This is a genomic window from Marinobacter sp., from assembly GCF_048269445.1.
Lineage (GTDB): Bacteria > Pseudomonadota > Gammaproteobacteria > Pseudomonadales > Oleiphilaceae > Marinobacter.
In genome coordinates this window covers 378,703-395,301 of the sequence record NZ_JBLXIQ010000003.1, presented here as the reverse complement: position 1 = coordinate 395,301, position 16,599 = coordinate 378,703, and the positions used below count along the sequence as shown (strand labels likewise).

The following is a 16,599-nucleotide window of genomic DNA, read 5'->3' as shown; positions in this document are numbered from 1 at the left end:
AGGCGGGCAGAGAGGGGGCAATGTGATCAGTCAAGAAGACCTTCCCCTGATGGTCGATCTGTATGAACTCGCCATGGCGCAGGCCTACTGGGCCGAGGGAATGCAAGAGTCCGCAGTGTTCAGTCTATTTTTCAGGGAGCTGCCCGAACACCGAAATTTCGTGCTGGCTTGTGGCCAGCAGCGTATCGCAGAGGTAGTGGAAAAACTGAGTTTCACTGATAGGCATCTCGAACGTCTCCGCGAGCTTGATCGTTTTCGGCCGGGCTTCCTGGACTGGTTAAAGGCGTTCCGGTTCAGCGGTGCCATCCGTGCCGTGGATGAAGGCACACCATTGTTCCCCCAAGAGCCTTTGTTGGAGATACGGGCGCCGATTGCCGAAGCCCAGATTCTTGAGAGCCTTGTGATGAACTATGTTCACCTTGAGTCGGTTCTAGCCTCCAAGGCAGTACGAATAAAATTCGCCGCCGGCGACTGTCCCGTGGTCGATTTTGGCATGCGCCGAATGCACGGCTTGGACGCTGCCCATCGGGGCGTGAGGGCTTACCGGTTGGCGGGTTTGTCCGGAACAAGTAATGTGCTTGCTGGCCTTGATTTTGGAATGCAAGTAAACGGCACCATGGCGCACAGTTTTGTGCAGGCTTATGCCGATGAAATTGAAGCCTTCAAGGTTTATGCGAGGCTTTATCCTGGTACGACACTGCTTGTGGATACCTACGACAGCCGGCGGGCAGTAAAACGGATGGTCAATTGGCTGCAGCGGGAGCCCGATGTGAGTGTTGGCGCGATCCGCCTGGACTCCGGAGACCTGGCTGAGGAGGCGCGGGACTGCAGGGCGATACTGGACGATGCCGGTTTCAAGGACATAAAGATCATGGCCAGTGGTGGACTGGACGAATATCGCATCGCCTCCTTGCGAGAGAACGGCGCACCCATTGACGGCTTTGGCGTTGGCACCGCCATTGGCGCAGCCAATGATGCACCGGCTCTGGATCTGGCTTACAAGCTGACCGAATACGCCGGCGAACCAAAAATGAAGAGCTCTTCAGGTAAGAAGTCCTGGCCGGGAGAGAAGCAGGTCTTTCGGCAGTATGATGACCATGGCATTGCGAAGAGGGATGTCATTGCTGGTTTGTATGAACCGATGGGTGGCATACCTCTGCTGAAAACGGTCATGGAAGACGGTAAATTGCTGCCCGCAGCCCTGACGCCGCTTGACGAGGAGGTTGCAAACGCGCAGCGGCGCATCCAGTCACTGCCTCCGGGGTTGCGAACCATCAAACCGTCCTCGGGCTACGAGGTTGAAATCAGTGATTACCTGCAGAATTTACAGGCTGAAACCTTCAGGAAAGTAGCCGTCTGATATGGCTTGGTGAAGCCAGTCGACTGGTCACGCGCTGCGGATGGATCGCTGGCGAATTAATGCCGTCAGCTGGTTCATCAGGTCCCGGGCTTCCCCCTCGTGCAGACTGTGGCATTTGTCCTGCAGAACCCTCCGGTCGTGGCTGGAAGAGGCGCTGGAAGCGTCTTTGAGCAAATCCAGATACTGGCAGGCGGACAGGTGGGCCTTGATTTCGGCGTCAATAAAGCGTGTGACCAGTTCATCTACGGGTTGGCTGCAGAATGGGCGGTTCCTGTTCAGAAGGTTTCGCGCTTCCAAGGCAGCGTTCCGGGATTCCAGTCTCAGCTCCCCTGCAGCCTCTCCCGCTTCTACGGCCCTCAGGAACGTGCCCAGGCGCTCATACAGTTGCCACACCTGGGGCCAGATCTTGCTGTAGGCCTGCATCTCAGTATGGTAGCTGGCTTCCTCAAAGGGCGAGGATGTCCCAGCGCCTCCGGCAATTCCGGGCCGGTTGAATTGCGCTACCCGAATGTCATCCAATTCACGCCAGAGGGTGTCGCACTTCTCGCGCAGGTTTGCCACCTGGTCCTGGTTGCGGCGTCGGGCGCCGGAAATAAGGCCAAGGGAAACCAGGGCCAGAAGAAAGGCGCTTACGGAGACAAATAGCGGTAAATTGACTGATGAAAGCATGCGCCAAAGTGCGTCCGTGTCCATGGTATCTAACTCCGTCGAATTCCTGTCTCGGATCTTCAGTATAGAAGTTAATCCTTCCCCTGCTGCCGGAACGGAAGAACGGACTTCGCGTCGTTGAGGTAACCTAACACATGGTCAGCCTCTTCGAGGGTGAAGTTTTCGATAGCCTCGCGAAAGCCCGGGTGCAGAATGCCGTGCCAGGAATGGGTAAGGACGGGTTCAAAGCCCCGCACCAGCTTATGCTCGCCCTGGGCACCGGCGTCGATGTGCTGAAGGCCTAGGTCCATCGCCAGCTCGATGCCCTGGTAATAGCAGGTCTCGAAATGCAGGTGGTTGTACTCGTCGAGGCAGCCCCAATACCGTCCGTACAGGGTATCTTCGCCGGCAAGAAACAGGGCGCCGGCAATCATCTCTCCCTCGCGGGCGGCCATCACGAGGTGTAGGTGCTCCGGCAGGTGTGTCCGCAGCAGTCCGAAAAAGCGTTGGTTCAGGTAGGGCCGTTGGCCCCGTTTCAGGTAGGTTGCCTGATAGAACACATGGAACGCGTCGAGTACATGGTCCGGAATGTCCCGACCGTGAAAGCGGGCAAAGGAGATGCCCTGTTCGGCAACCAGCCGGCGCTCCTTGCGTATTGATTTGCGCTTGCGTGAATTCAGAGCCGCCAGAAAATCCTCAAAGCTCCGGTACCCGTGGTTGTGCCAGTGGAACTGGCACCCGAGGCGGTGCAGTTCCCGGTGGTGATGAAGCAGCATCTGGTCATCGGCGTCCGGGAACAGAAGATGCCAGGAGTGCGCGCCAAGCCTGTGGGTCAGCGTATCCAGCAGGTCCTGGAGCTGTTCCGGTTCGAGCTGTTCGCGCAAGGCCGGGTCGAGCAGCAATCTGGGTCCGGTTGAGGGCGTAAAGGGAATGGCGATCAGCAGTTTCGGGTAGTAGTCCAGCCCGTGGCGCTGGTAGGCCTCGGCCCAGGCCCAGTCAAATACATATTCGCCCATGGAGTGGCTTTTCAGAAACGCCGGCGCCACGCCGACGATCCTGCCGGCCATTCGGAAAACCAGATGGCTGGGCGCCCACCCGGTGGCCGCTGTGGTGCAGCCGGATTTCTCGAGAGCCTGGAAGAACTCCTGGCGAAGGAACGGGTTTGAGCGTCCCGCCAGCCGCTGCCAGTCCTCTTGCGGGATATCATCGATGCTGGCACAGGTTTCCAGGGTGAGGGAAGACAATCCGGTTACTGACATGGTTGGACGGGGCTCCTTGATCTACCCGATACCATACGTCAGAACCCGGCTTCTGATCACCCCTCATTAGTCTTTGTAAAGGTTCTGCAAAGGAAATTTCGTCGAATCAGCAGCTTGCCGGCAGCGTGTTAGACTTCAGGCAGCAACGGTGGAGAGCAAAGATGCAGAACAGGGTTTTACTGGTCGAAGACGATGACGAACTGCGGGAGCTGCTTGCCCGCTACCTGACAAACCAGGGGTTTACCGTCCGTGAAGCGGCCAGTGGCCGGGACGGGCTGGCTCTGGCTTTGGGCCAGCACTGCGACATCGTGGTTCTGGATATCATGCTGCCGGATATCAGTGGCCTTGAGGTGCTGCGGGAGCTGAGAGCAGAAACTCATTTGCCGGTTGTGCTATTAACGGCCAGGGGTGATGAAACCGACCGGATCGTGGGGTTCGAGGTTGGTGCCGATGATTACATTCCCAAACCCTGTAATCCACGGGAGCTGGTGGCTCGTCTGCAGGCATTGTTACGCAGGATTGCCTGGGACCAGAAAACGGAAGTCAATGCTGCCCGGACTTACGGAGATCTCAGGGTTGAGCCTGGCCACCGGCGGATTTTCCAGAACGAAGAGGTGCTGGATCTGACTGCCACCGAATACGAAGTGCTGCAGGTTCTGCTTGCCCATGCGGGCAGCGTGGTACGAAAAACCGACCTCATGCAGTGGGCCCTTGGCCGACGGCTCGAGGCTTACGATCGGACCCTCGATATGCACATCAGCAATCTCCGCAAGAAGCTGGGCAATGATGACCCGCCCAGAATCGAGACAGTTCGCGGGCTCGGCTACAGTTACCGGGTGCCCGCATGAAGCGCCGAACCATTTTCCCACTGTTCTGGCGGATTTTCCTCTCGATCTGGCTGGCCATGGTCGTGACTGTGGTGGTCAGCAACCTGGCTACCCGTGTGCTTCTGGACCGGGAACGGGAGGCTATTGAGCGTCAGGTGGGCCTCAGGGATCTGGCTGCGGAAGCGATAGAAATCCGAGAGTCTGGTGACCGGAGTGAGGCCTGGCGTTTTCTGCGGTCTGAGGGTGAGCGCCTTGAGTTGTATCTCGTTCTGATTGAACAGGACGAAAACGATGGCAAGCTGCCCTCATTTATCCGTGACCGGATGAATTCGGGCTGGTATCCGCAGAAGCCTGCAGTTCTTGAAGTTGGTGATGGGTACCGCCTGGTGGCCTGGCCGCGAATCAACGGTGCCGGCTGGCTGGATCCGAAGTTCTTCCGTGCCATAGAACTGGGGCTGGCGTTGATCATGATTTCCCTGGCGTGTTGGTGGATCGCCCGCCTTGTTTCACGACCGCTCAGGCACATGGAAACGACGGCTCAGGCCATTGCCCGCGGCGATAATTCCCTCAGAGTCAGTGACAGGATTGCAAAGCGCCGGGATGAAGTGGGTCAGTTGGCCACGGCATTCAATGCCATGACGGAGCAACTATGCAGCCTGCTGGAGCGGCAGAAACACCTGCTCCGGGATATTTCCCACGACCTGCGTACACCTCTGGCGCGTCAGCGCATCGCCATTGAACTGGCGAGCGAGGCCGGCGCAGATGAAGAGCTGATGGCAAGCATTCTGCGCCAGAACGAGCGACTCGAAACGATGACGGGCCAGATCCTGACCTTGTACCGGGTCACCGAAGCTGGCGGCGATATTGAGCGGGAGCCCGTGAAGCCGGTCAAGGTGATCAATCGGGTGCTGCAGGACGCGGCCGATTACGCGGAACATCAGGGTGTCGACTGTAAGCTTGTTGCCTCGCCGGGAAGTGCCGGTACCTCGGTGCTGGGCGATGAAGGACTGTTACAGCGGGCAATCGACAATATTCTGCAGAATGCGCTGGATCACACGCCACCTGGTAAGGCCGTTAACCTTGCCGTATCTGTGTCGGGTGGATGGCTTGGTCTGGCCATAGAAGATGAGGGCCCCGGGGTCCCGGAGGAGTTACTGCCGCACCTGTTCGAGCCGTTCTTCCGGGCCGATAAATCCCGGGGTGGAACGGGTTGGGGCCTGGGGCTGGCTATTGCCAGAGACATCGTTTCCGCTCACGATGGCGAGATCACAGCCGCGGTTGGCGAGACTGGTGGTCTAAAGGTTACGGTTCGCCTTCCGGTTTTTATCGGAGGGTGATGGCTCCGGGCTGTTGATTTCGTCTTCAGAGGCCATAGGTCGTTGTCCATGAAAAAAGATTACCCGGTACCGGCAGGATACCTTGAGCGCGAAACGGAAGTGAAGAAAAGTCGTTTCATCGCCCGTGTGGCCCCGGTGAGCTCCCGCGATGACGTGAAAACCTGGCTGGAGCAGGCCCACAAGGATCATCCGGATGCCCGGCACATCTGCTGGGCCTACCAGATCGGGCGCCCGGGCTCGGCGGCTGAGGCGGCCATGAACGACGACGGTGAGCCATCAGGGACTGCCGGAAAACCCATATTGAATGTGATCCAGCACAAGGATATGGGTGACGTACTGGTCATGGTAATACGCTATTTCGGGGGCATTAAGCTCGGTGCCGGAGGCTTGGTGCGAGCGTACGCGGGTGCGGCGGAGAGTGTCCTGTCCGCTGTGGACCGGGTTGTCCATCAGCCGGTGATCGATGCACGGGTTATCCTGTCTTTCGCGGATGAGCAACCTCTCAGGCACTGGTGTGAGGTGCATGGTGCGACGGTGGACTCAGTTGATTATGGTTCTTCCGTCCAGGCGAGGCTCTCGGTGCCCGAGAACCGGGTCAGGGAGTTCGGGGCATTCTGTGATGCCCAGAAGCTGGATTACAGTTTTGAAAGGTGATGGAGCTGAAAGGCGCCGTCACGCGTCAGCTGTGCGTATACTGATTAACAGGCAAATCCTCCATTGAGGGAAGAAAACATGATGCGTTTCGTGATGTTGTCGATAGTGGCGCTGGCCATGAGTGGCTGCGCCAGCAATGTGGTGACGGATTACAACTCGGCTGTGGTTTTTGGAAACTACTCGTCCTGGGCATTTGCGTCCACGAGCGAGGCCGATTCGACCTTTGTATCGCTGGATGGCAGCCGGGTTAGGGATGCCATTGAAAGAGAGCTCAACCGCAAGGCCCTGCAACGGGTTTCGCAAGCGGAGGCTGACTTGCTGGTGAGCTGGCGAATTGTTCCAGAGGACAGGCTGGAGCAGACCGGGCTCGGCCTTGGATTCGGCTTTGGCAGCGGCAATTTCGGCTGGGCGCTCTCCGCGCCGCCACCTGTGCGTGAGGTGAAAGAGGGCAAGCTGGTGGTGGAGCTGGCGGACAGCAAGACCAAAGAGGTGGTCTGGCGGGCAGCCAGTCGTCGTTATCTGAACGAAAGCCAGTCCCCGGAAACCCGCCGCAAGCTGATCGACGAAGTCGTGACAGAAATGTTCACCAAGTATCCGCCGGGCCTCGACTGATGCCTTGGGCAAGACGTTAAAAAGCACGGAGACAGGATGAAAAAGCAATCCGATGGGGGACTGGTGTTCTCCACCGAAACGGGGCGAATGTGCCCGGGCTGCCGGAATCCGGTGGCGGACTGTACCTGCAGCAAATCCACGCAGCCCGCCGGCGACGGCATTGTAAGAGTCAGCCGGGAAACCAAAGGGCGCAAGGGCAAGGGCGTGACCCTGATAACCGGCATTCCGCTCGATGAAAAGGCTTTGAAGGCCTACGCAAAAACCCTGAAGGCGACATGCGGTACCGGCGGCACCGTAAAAGACGGCGTGGTTGAAATCCAGGGCGACCAGAGGGACATCCTCGTGCCGTTGCTAGAGCAGAAAGGCTGGACCGTCAAACGAGCCGGTGGCTGATGGTATAACACGCAATCGTTGTGCGCTCACGCTACAATACGGCCCGCGAATACGATTCCCAGATTTGAAACAGACCGGAGGCAAGAATGCACATACTGGTTTTGGGTGCGGGCGTTGTTGGTACAACAACAGCCTGGTTTCTGCAAAAGCAGGGGCACCAGGTCACCGTGGTTGACCGACAAAATCAGGCCGGGTTAGAAACCAGTTACGCCAATGGGGGCCAGATTTCCGTGTCCCATGCCGAGCCTTGGGCCAATCCGTCGGCCCCCCTGAAAGTGCTGAAATGGCTGGCCCGGGCAGATGCTCCCTTGTTGTTCCGGCCGAAGCTCGATCCGGCCCAATGGCGCTGGGCATTGGCTTTTCTCGGGGAGTGCACCTCGGCCAAAGCAGCCCACAACATTCGCCAGATGGTCAATCTGGGCACTTACAGTCGCAGTCAGTTACAGGCACTGCGCAAAGATGCCAATGTCGAATACGACCACCTCGAGAAGGGCATATTGCACTTTTACACCAATCCCGCCGAGTTTGACGGTGCCAAAGAGCCGACCCGGATCATGCAGTCGCTGGGCTGCGACCGCCAGATCATCGATGCCGATCGGGCGGTTGAACTGGAGCCGGCCCTGAAACCCATCCGGAACCGGATCGCGGGTGCCACCTATACCTCGGACGACGAATCCGGTGACGCCCACATGTTCACCCAGAACCTGGCCAGGCGTTGTGCCGAGGCCGGTGTGGAGTTCCGATACGGCACCCGGATTCTCCGCTTCGAAAAGGCAAGTGAGCGTGTACTGGGCATTCAGACCCTTACCGAAGGACGCCATGAGACCCTGCGGGCCGATGCCTATGTATTGAGCCTTGGGAGCTACAGTGCCGCGTTGGCCCGCCAGCTTGGTATCTTTCTGAACATCTATCCGGCGAAGGGCTATTCCATAACCGTACCGGTCAAGAATGAAGAGGCGGCGTTCAAGGTCAGCCTTACCGATGATGAATACAAGCTGGTCTACTCCCGTCTTGGCGACAGGATTCGTGTTGCGGGCACGGCGGAACTGGGCGGCTATAGCCGGGAGCTGAATTACACCCGGTGCCGTGCCATCGTCCGGCGCACTGCGGAAGTCATGCCAGAGGCAGGTTACTGGGACCAGGCCCAGTTCTGGACCGGCTTGCGCCCGGCTACTCCCTCCAACGTTCCCTACGTCGGCAAAAGCCACTTCGCCAACCTGTACCTGAATACCGGGCACGGCACGCTAGGGTGGACGCATTCCTGCGGGTCTGCAGCTGCGCTGGCGGATATCATTGAGGGACGCAAACCGGAAGTGGACTTCACGTTTTCCGGGTTATAAAACAGGCCTGATAAAAAGGGGTCAGATGACAGTCTTCATCTGACCCCGTCTTCGCCTGTTTATGACTCCAGGTCTGTTACTTCAGCTGATCCCGGATCAGCTTCTTGTTGATCTTGCCAACACTCGTCTTCGGAATATCTTCAACGAAATCAATCTCCCCGGGGATCGCCCATTTGTTGATCTCGCCGCTGTCCACGAACTGCTTCAGGTGATTCTGAATGTCCTCAACACCGGCAGTTTCACCGGGCTTGAGGGTGATCAGCGCGTGAGGACGTTCGCCCCATTTCTCGTCGGGTACACCAACCACCGCAGCGCCGGCAACCGCCGGGTGCTGGCTGATCAGGTTCTCAAGGTCGAGGGAGGACAACCATTCGCCACCGGTCTTTATCACGTCCTTGATACGATCCTTGATAGTGAGTGTGTTGTCGGGCTCCATGGACGCGACGTCACCGGTATGCAGCCAGCCACCTTCCCAGAGTTCCTCGCCTTTTTCAGGCTGTTTGAAGTAGCCCTGGGTCAGCCAGGGAGCGCGGGCAACGACTTCACCTTTGGCTTCGCCATTATGGGGAACTGGCTTGCCATCAGGGTCCACTATTTCCAGTTCCACCAGGGGGGCGGCAATGCCGGTTTTCACCCTGATGGCCGTCTGCTGCTCCAGGGGCAGCTCCATATCTTCTGGTTTGAGATGCGAAGCGCTGAGCAGCGGGCAGGTTTCGGACATACCGTAAGCGGTATACATGTTGATTCCGAGCTTTGCCGCTGCGTTGCAAAGCCCTTTCGTCAGTGCGCTACCGCCGATAAGTACGTGCCAGTTGCTCAGATTTGCCGTCTTGATGGATTCGGTGGCCATGATCATCTGCATGATCGTTGGCACACAATGAGAGAAGGTGACTTTGTGTTCCTTCAAAAGGTCGACCAGCAGTTCAGGCTCATAACGGCCGGGATAGACCTGTTTGATGCCCATCATGGTGGCGGCGTAAGGCACGCCCCAGGCATGAACGTGGAACATGGGCGTCAAGGGCATATAAACGGATGAGGAGCGGAGTAATGGCATCTCGTCGAACGCCGCAATGGTCCCCGTCATGGCGAGTGTGTGCAGCACCAGTTGCCTGTGACTGAAGTACACCCCTTTGGGGTTGCCGGTGGTACCAGTGGTGTAAAAAGTCGTCGCTACACTGTTCTCGTCGAAGTCCGGGAATTCGAATTGGTTGTCGGCCTTGGCGAGTAACTCTTCATACTCACCGATGGCATCGACAGGCGCGGCCTTTGCGGTGTCGCTGTCGGTCAGCTGAATCCAGGTCTTGACGGTCTTGATCTCGTCTTTCACCCCTTCGATGATGGGGAGGAAATCGTCGTGTACCAGTACAACGTCATCTTCGGCGTGGTTCATGGTGTAGACAATCTGCTCTGGAGACAGGCGCACGTTAATGGTGTGCAAAATGGCGCCAATCATCGGGACGGCAAAGAAGCATTCCAGGTAGCGAGGCGTGTCCCAGTCCATAACTGCAACCGTATCACCCGGCTTGACACCGGCATCGGTCAGGGCGTTGGCCAGGCGGTGAATACGGTCCACCAGATCGGTATAGGTGTATTTGCTGCGGTTGGCGTAAATGATTTCCTGGTCCGGGTTGTAGCGGGGGCCAGAAAGCAGGAGTTGCTTGATCAGCAGCGGATACTGATAGGCGTTGTCAGCCGGCGATAGAATGCGGGTCTGTGCCATTACTCATTTCCTCTTTCTCAGTTGTTGATGTTATCGCGAGAAACAGGATAAATCTGACACAGATTGGCTGAAACGGGAACCGTGGAAAGTGAAAAAGTGCAGAGCGAACCGATGCTTAGATAAGCGCTTTGTTTCGCTCTGCGGCCTGGCCTGTTACTGGTAGGTGCAGAGGTAGGCGGTATCGATATCGGTTTTGGCTTTGAAGCTGGCCTGGCCGGCAACGTCGAAGCTTTCACCCGCGCCGAAGGTCATCCATTCTTCCATGCCCGGAAGCAGAACCGTCAGGGCACCACTGATCACCGTCATGGTTTCTTTTTTGCTAGTGCCGAACTCATACTCGCCCGGGCTGATCACACCAACGGTGGCTGGCAGGGTAGAGGTCTGGAAGGCAATGGACTTGGCCTTGCCGTCGAAATACTCATTTACTTTCAGCATACGCTGGGCTCCTCGAAAAGGGTTGGGGGGCTACTATACGGCAAAATTCTTCAAGTCCAATGACAAAATGCCGGTCGGTACCAGGTTACGCCGATTCACTGGTCCCAGGGTTTGCCTTCGGTTCCTTCCATCGTACGTACGCCCATGTGCATGGCAGCTTTGGCCAGAATATTTGCGCTGACAGGGGCTGTCATGAACAAGAACACGGTAATCAGGATCTCCGCAATGCCGATGCCCTCGCCCACGACGCTGAAATAGACCACCGAGCTGAGCATTATGGCGCCCACGCCGACCGTTGTGGCCTTGGTGGGCCCGTGAAGGCGGGTAAAGAAGTCTGGAAGCCGCGCCAGGCCAATGGCGCCAACCAGGGTAAAGGCACCCCCCAGTAGCAGCATGGCAGCAATAATGGTTTCCACGATGGGGCTCATGGTCAATGTCCTCCACGACGTAATCGGTTGGGGCCGGCGCTATTCAATGACACTGCCCCGTTTCAGGTATTTGGCCATGGCCACGGTTCCGACAAAGCCCATGACAGCGATAAGTAGAGCGGCCTCCAAATACATTCGCGTGCCCAGTGTGATGCCGAGCAGGATAATCAGGGCAATGGCGTTGATGTAGAGCGTGTCCAGTGCCAGCACACGATCTGGTGCGTCAGGGCCCTTGATCAGCCGGTACACGTTGAGCAGGGCAGCCAGGATAACCATGGCAATAGTGATGTAGAGGGCGATCGTCATCATTGGAACATCTCCATCAACCGCTTCTCATAGCGGTTGTGTATGGCGTCAATGACCTCCTGATCGCTCCCGGCATCAAGCGCATGGATCAAGAGGGTTTCGTGGTCATCACTGACATCCGCGCTTACGGTCCCCGGCGTCAGCGAAATGGTGCTGGCAAGCATGGAAATGGCCAGAGGATGCTCAAGCTTCAGTGGATAGCAGACGAAGATGGGCCGGGGCTGGCGTGGGCTCAGGATCAGGCGGGCCACAGAGAAGCTGGCAACGACAATGTCCTTGAGCACGATCGCCAGATAGGCCGGCATGCGCCAGGCTTTGACGAAGGCCGGGCGTTCGGGCCAGAAGCCGGCGGTCAGCTGGGGTATCAGCCAGGCCAGGATCAGCCCCATAACAATACTGGCTCCGGACACACCGTCACTGAGCAGCTGCCAGGTAGTTAACAGGACCAGGCTTAACCAGGGCTGTGGAAAACTCAGGCGATCAAGCATTAGTTGTCCTCCCCGACCATGGGGGTCTGCAAGATTTGGATGTAAGCGTCAGTGTTATGCAGTTGGGCTGCTGTCGCATCGGTAAAGCGTGTAATGGGTCCGGCCAGGACCACCATTACAACCGCGAGGGCAGTCAGTGCTCCGGCCGCAACAGAGATTCGCCCATTGAGTGGGTCGGGCGTTTCCAGGTGGCCGTCCACGGTTCGCCAGAAAACAATACTCCCTGCACGGCTATAAGCAATGAGCGTCAGGAAGCTTCCGATCAGTAGCACTGACCACAGCCAGGCCATTTCGGTTCCCGGCTCAACGGATTGCAGGATCAGTAACTTGCCGAAGAAACCGCTCAGGGGCGGTAAGCCGGCTGCTGCAACGGCACCAATCAGGAACAGAGCGCTTAGGAAAGTGCGATTTCGCATCTGTGGGGCGGTAATGATTCGGTCGTCGGCGCTGCCTCTCTGGTTGGCGACCAGCTCCGCGACAAGGAACAGGCCGCCAACGGTCCAGGTGGTACTCAGCAGGTAGAACAGGGCGGCGGAAAGACCGGCCTCGGAACCCAGGGCCACCGGCGCCAGCAGTGTGCCCACTGAAATAATCACCTGCCAGGCGACCAGTGTCTTCAGGCTGCCGGAACCCAGAGCGCCGATAACACCCATGGCCAGGGTAGCGAGGGCAATCGGGAACAGCCAATCCATGCCGAGGTTGGCAAGTTCGCCAGCATTGTCACCAAAGATCAGCAGATAAACCCGCAAGATGGCGTACACGCCGACCTTTGTCATCACTGCGAACAGGGCAGCTACGGGGGCAGTGGCTTTTGAGTAGGCTCGGGGCAGCCAGAAACACAGGGGCAGTATGGCGGCTTTCAACCCGAAAACCACCAGCAGCATCATGCCGCCGGCCTTGACGATATTCAGATTTTCACCGGAGACCTCGGGAATTTTGACCGCAAGGTCGGCCATATTCAGGGTGCCTGTGACGCTATAAATCATGCCGACGCTGATCAGGAAAATTGCGGAGCCAACGAGATTCAGCACCACATAATGCAGCCCCGGCACGGTTCTTACCGTTCCTCCGCCATGCATCAACAGGCCGTAAGAGGCGATGAGGAGCACCTCAAAGGCGACAAACAGGTTGAACAGGTCGCCGGTGAGGAACGCAATGTTCAGTCCCATCAGCTGGAACAGGAATAGCGCGTGGAATTGACGGTTGCCCTCATCGGCGCCACCAATCGCGTAGAGATGGCAGAACAGGGCCAGAACAGAGGTGAGGATCAGCATCAGGGCGGCAAGCCGGTCCAGGACCAAAACAATACCAAACGGCGGTTGCCAGTTCCCGAAGGCATAAATCCGGTAACTGCCATCGTCTGCCAGCACCAGCAGCACAATGGCCGAGACCAGTATCAGAACGGTGGTTGCCAGGGCCAGCGTACGGCGCAGGCTGATGGGGGCGTAGCCCATCAAGGCCTGCAGGATGCCACCGAGCAGGGGGATCAGAATGGGAGCGGTAAGCCAGTGGTTCATTTACCGATTACCTCCACTTCTTCCTCGGGAGCAGGAGACTTATAGTGCTTACGGCCATCCACATGGTCGTCCTCATTATCTGCCAGATTTCTCAGTGACAGCACAACAACAAATGCGGTCATGGCGAAGCCGATCACAATGGCGGTCAGCACCAGCGCCTGAGGCAGCGGATCGGAATAGTTTGCCGCTGTACCGATAACAGGCTGATGCCCTGTCGCCAGCCGGCCACTGGAAAAAAGAAACAGGTTCACGCCATAGGACAGCAGGGTAAGCCCCACCACCACAGGGAAGGTGCGTGCCCGCAAAACGAGGTAAACGCCGGATGCCGTCAGGGCGCCGATGACCAGTGCGAAAACAAGCTCCATTACGCACTCTCCTTTTTACTCTTGATGGCGGAGTGAGGTGACAGCCGACCAATGCTTACCAGGGCAAGCAAGGTGGCTCCGATAACCGTCAGGTAGACGCCAAGGTCAAACACCAGGGCGGAAGCAACCTCGAACTTCCCGACCACGGGCCATGTAATGTAACCAAAAGTGGAGGTCAGGAATGGATAGCCGAACGCGAAGCTACCGGCACCGGCGATGGTGGCGAACAGTAGGCCCAGGCCGATGACGTTGTGGTAGCGGAGGGGAACGCGATCCTGGGTCCAGATCATGCCGCTGGCAATGTATTGCAGAATCAGCGCGACCGAGGTGATCAGGCCAGCGATGAAGCCACCGCCTGGCATGTTGTGACCCCTCAGGAAGATAAAGGCCGACACCATCAGTGCCAGCGGCAGCATCGGGCGGGCAATCTGGCGAAGCATCAGGGGGTAGGCATCCCGTGTCCACGTATTACCCTGGCCATCGCCCGGTGGTGGTGTCAGGGCGGTATGCTTGAGCATGGCGTAGATGCCCAGGGCTGCGATGGCCAGAACGGTAATCTCGCCCAGGGTATCAAAGCCACGGAAGTCGACGAGGATCACGTTAACCACGTTGGTGCCACCGCCACCCGGCTTGCTGTTTTCAAGGAAGAAATCCGAGATGGAAGTGAACGGCTGAGTCAGCATGGCGAGGGTAACCGCTGTCATGCCGGTTCCCGCTGCCAGCGCAATGGCAATGTCGCGTAAACGCCGGCCATTGGAGGTTTCGACAGGGGTCCAGGATGGCATGTAGTACAACGCGAGCATCAGCAGAACAATGGTCACCACTTCCACCGACAGCTGCGTCATTGCAAGGTCAGGCGCCGAGAATCGGGCAAATGCCAGAGCCACGATCAGTCCCACCACACTCAGTAACACCAGAGCGTAGAATCGCTCTCGATGCATTATGGCGGTCGCTATGGCGCAGAGCATGAGGGTGCCAGCCAGGATAGCGGTGGGCCAGTCCACAGGGCTGAGCCCGCTCTCCCCGATAAATATCCCCAGGTTGATAAGCGGCATAGCAGCAACCGCAATCACACTGACGACCAGCAGCATGGCATAACGCTGGAGGGAGCCATTTTCCACCCGAGCGGTGAATCGGTTGGCGAGATCCACTACCCGGGAAATGACCGCCTCAAACACGGCCTTCTCGTCAATTTCCCGGAACCGGGCGTGAAAGTCGAAGAAGCGCTGACGCTGACTGTACATAAGCAAGCCACCGAAAAACGCCACAAAGCTCATCAGCAGGGGAAGATTGAAGCCGTGCACAATCGCCAACTGGTAATCGGGCACATTGCCGCCCAGGGTGGCCGATGCGGCCATGTAGAGGAGCGGGCCGACGGAAATTGCCGGGAACATCCCCACCATCACACACGCAAACACCAGGATTTCCACCGGGAATTTCATGTACCGGGGGGGTTCGTGGGGCGGATAGATCGGCAGATCGACCGGTTTGCCGTTAAAGAAAACGTCGTGGATGAAGCGGGCCGAGTAAGCCACTGCAAAAATACCTGCGAGGGTTGCCACAACCGGTGGCAGCCAGGCCCAGAACCCGGGCAGGTTCAGCTGCAGGGATTCTGCGAAGAACATTTCCTTGCTCAGGAACCCGTTCAGCAGTGGAACACCGGCCATAGAAGACGCGGCAACCATAGCCAGGGTGGCGGTATGTGGCATGTACCGCCACAGCCCGTTGATACGGCGCATGTCACGGGTACCGGTCTCGTGGTCGATGATACCGGCGGCCATGAACAGGGAGGCCTTGAAGGTGGCGTGGTTGATTACATGGAAGACCGCGGCAACAGCGGCAAGCTGCGTCCCCATGCCGAACAGCAGGGTAATCAGGCCCAGATGACTCACCGTTGAATGCGCTAGCAGGCCTTTGAGGTCGTGCTTGAACATGGCGACATAAGCGCCAAGGAGCAGCGTAGCCATGCCGGTAAAGCTGACCATGTAAAACCACTGCTCGGTTCCCGCCAATGCCGGGTAAAGCCGTGCCAGAAGGAAGACGCCGGCTTTTACCATAGTGGCCGAGTGCAGGTAGGCAGATACCGGTGTTGGCGCCTGCATCGCGTGAGGCAGCCAGAAATGGAACGGAAACTGGGCGGATTTTGTGAACGCGCCCAGCAGAACCAGGGTCAGGGCAACCGGGTACAGGGCGTGCGCCTTGATCTGCTCGCCGGCCGCCAACACGTCGTCGAGCTCAAAGCTGCCAACAATGTTGCCGATGATCAGTACGCCGGCGAGCAGGGCCAGGCCACCACCGCCGGTCACGGCAAGCGCCATCCGGGCACCCCGACGGGCATCCTGTTTGTGATTCCAGAAGCTGATCAGCAGGAACGATGTCAGGCTGGTCAGCTCCCAGAAGATCATCATCAGCAGCAGGTTGCTGGAAAGCACAATGCCCAGCATCGACCCCTTGAAACACAGCAAAAGCGCGTAGAACTTGCCGACATTCTCGTGCGCTTTGAGGTAGTAGCGGGAGTACAGGATGATCAGCAGCCCGATTATCAGGATCAGCAGGGCGAACAGCAGGGACAGCCCGTCCAGCCGGAAGCTGAAGGAAAGGCCGAGGGCTGGCAGCCATTCATAGCTGTGCAGAACCACGCCGCCATCAGCCAGGGTTTGCCAGTGAGGAAAGAGGGCTGCCAGCGCAATCAGTGCGGGAACCGACGACGCGATGGCAATCGCCGTTCGTCCGCCCTGGGCAAACAGGGGTGCGGCCAGGGCGCCCAGAAAGGGCAGTAAAACAACCAGCGGTAGCGACATCGCAACCTCGTTATTGGCTTTTTTCTTAAGTGAGTATCAGAGGCATGTTTGCCTGAGTCTAGTCTCCTGCCAGCGTCCCTGCATAACGTGTTCCGGTGCCATTACGGAG

Annotated in this window: 17 protein-coding genes; 7 read left to right on the top strand and 10 right to left on the bottom strand. The window is 57.9% G+C overall.

Features of this window, described 5'->3' with window-relative positions:
• The first annotated feature begins 22 nt into the window (after positions 1 to 22).
• Positions 23 to 1,360 (top strand): nicotinate phosphoribosyltransferase, encoded by a 1,338-nt coding sequence (locus tag ACN0XM_RS08080; protein WP_417566414.1) that lies wholly within the window; start codon positions 23 to 25, stop codon positions 1,358 to 1,360.
• A gap of 27 nt (positions 1,361 to 1,387) precedes the next feature.
• Here the strand turns inward: ACN0XM_RS08080 and ACN0XM_RS08075 are convergent, their stop codons facing one another.
• Both ACN0XM_RS08075 and ACN0XM_RS08070 read right to left on the bottom strand, forming a co-directional pair.
• Positions 1,388 to 2,053 carry a hypothetical protein gene (locus ACN0XM_RS08075; RefSeq protein WP_417566413.1) on the bottom strand — a complete coding sequence of 222 codons (666 nt, stop codon included), beginning with the start codon at positions 2,051 to 2,053 and terminating at the stop codon, positions 1,388 to 1,390.
• A gap of 47 nt (positions 2,054 to 2,100) precedes the next feature.
• Positions 2,101 to 3,267: a GNAT family N-acetyltransferase gene (locus ACN0XM_RS08070; RefSeq protein WP_417566412.1), complete on the bottom strand. Its 1,167-nt coding sequence runs from the start codon at positions 3,265 to 3,267 to the stop codon at positions 2,101 to 2,103.
• 161 nt (positions 3,268 to 3,428) lie between these two features.
• On the opposite strand from ACN0XM_RS08070, the gene ACN0XM_RS08065 reads away from it, so the two are divergent.
• The 6 genes from ACN0XM_RS08065 (at position 3,429) to ACN0XM_RS08040 (ending at position 8,430) form a co-directional block, all read left to right on the top strand.
• Positions 3,429 to 4,115: a response regulator transcription factor gene (locus tag ACN0XM_RS08065; RefSeq protein WP_417566411.1), complete on the top strand. Its 687-nt coding sequence runs from the start codon at positions 3,429 to 3,431 to the stop codon at positions 4,113 to 4,115.
• Entirely contained in the window at positions 4,112 to 5,431 is a 1,320-nt protein-coding gene (locus ACN0XM_RS08060) for a sensor histidine kinase (protein ID WP_417566410.1), read from the top strand. Before ACN0XM_RS08065 ends, ACN0XM_RS08060 begins: the two co-directional genes overlap by 4 nt.
• A 48-nt stretch (positions 5,432 to 5,479) precedes the next feature.
• Positions 5,480 to 6,085 (top strand): YigZ family protein, encoded by a 606-nt coding sequence (locus ACN0XM_RS08055; RefSeq protein WP_417566409.1) that lies wholly within the window; start codon positions 5,480 to 5,482, stop codon positions 6,083 to 6,085.
• An 81-nt stretch (positions 6,086 to 6,166) separates the two neighbouring features.
• Positions 6,167 to 6,697: a DUF4136 domain-containing protein gene (locus ACN0XM_RS08050; RefSeq protein ID WP_417566605.1), complete on the top strand. Its 531-nt coding sequence runs from the start codon at positions 6,167 to 6,169 to the stop codon at positions 6,695 to 6,697.
• 36 nt (positions 6,698 to 6,733) lie between these two features.
• Positions 6,734 to 7,090, top strand: coding sequence for a translation initiation factor Sui1 (locus tag ACN0XM_RS08045; RefSeq protein WP_417566408.1), 357 nt, complete (start codon positions 6,734 to 6,736; stop codon positions 7,088 to 7,090).
• Between the two features lie 86 nt (positions 7,091 to 7,176).
• Entirely contained in the window at positions 7,177 to 8,430 is a 1,254-nt protein-coding gene (locus tag ACN0XM_RS08040) for a D-amino acid dehydrogenase (protein ID WP_417566407.1), read from the top strand.
• A 76-nt stretch (positions 8,431 to 8,506) separates the two neighbouring features.
• On the opposite strand, the gene ACN0XM_RS08035 is transcribed toward ACN0XM_RS08040, so the two are convergent.
• The 8 genes from ACN0XM_RS08035 to ACN0XM_RS08000 all read right to left on the bottom strand — a co-directional run bounded on the left by ACN0XM_RS08035 (position 8,507) and on the right by ACN0XM_RS08000 (position 16,490).
• A complete protein-coding gene (locus ACN0XM_RS08035) occupies positions 8,507 to 10,150 on the bottom strand; it encodes a fatty acid--CoA ligase (protein ID WP_417566406.1) in 1,644 nt (547 codons plus the stop codon).
• Between the two features lie 153 nt (positions 10,151 to 10,303).
• On the bottom strand, positions 10,304 to 10,585 hold the full coding sequence (locus ACN0XM_RS08030) for a pyrimidine/purine nucleoside phosphorylase (RefSeq protein ID WP_417566405.1): 282 nt from the start codon (positions 10,583 to 10,585) through the stop codon (positions 10,304 to 10,306).
• 95 nt (positions 10,586 to 10,680) lie between these two features.
• Positions 10,681 to 11,013 (bottom strand): Na+/H+ antiporter subunit G, encoded by a 333-nt coding sequence (locus ACN0XM_RS08025; protein WP_417566404.1) that lies wholly within the window; start codon positions 11,011 to 11,013, stop codon positions 10,681 to 10,683.
• Positions 11,014 to 11,052: 39 nt separating this feature from the next.
• Positions 11,053 to 11,322: a K+/H+ antiporter subunit F gene (locus ACN0XM_RS08020; RefSeq protein ID WP_417566403.1), complete on the bottom strand. Its 270-nt coding sequence runs from the start codon at positions 11,320 to 11,322 to the stop codon at positions 11,053 to 11,055.
• Entirely contained in the window at positions 11,319 to 11,807 is a 489-nt protein-coding gene (locus ACN0XM_RS08015) for a Na+/H+ antiporter subunit E (RefSeq protein ID WP_417566402.1), read from the bottom strand. Before ACN0XM_RS08015 ends, ACN0XM_RS08020 begins: the two co-directional genes overlap by 4 nt.
• Positions 11,807 to 13,324 (bottom strand): monovalent cation/H+ antiporter subunit D, encoded by a 1,518-nt coding sequence (locus tag ACN0XM_RS08010; protein ID WP_417566401.1) that lies wholly within the window; start codon positions 13,322 to 13,324, stop codon positions 11,807 to 11,809. The genes ACN0XM_RS08015 and ACN0XM_RS08010 overlap by 1 nt, the downstream gene beginning before the upstream one ends.
• Entirely contained in the window at positions 13,321 to 13,689 is a 369-nt protein-coding gene (locus ACN0XM_RS08005; RefSeq protein ID WP_417566400.1) for a Na+/H+ antiporter subunit C, read from the bottom strand. Before ACN0XM_RS08005 ends, ACN0XM_RS08010 begins: the two co-directional genes overlap by 4 nt.
• Entirely contained in the window at positions 13,689 to 16,490 is a 2,802-nt protein-coding gene (locus ACN0XM_RS08000) for a monovalent cation/H+ antiporter subunit A (RefSeq protein ID WP_417566399.1), read from the bottom strand. Before ACN0XM_RS08000 ends, ACN0XM_RS08005 begins: the two co-directional genes overlap by 1 nt.
• Positions 16,491 to 16,599 lie beyond the last annotated feature (109 nt).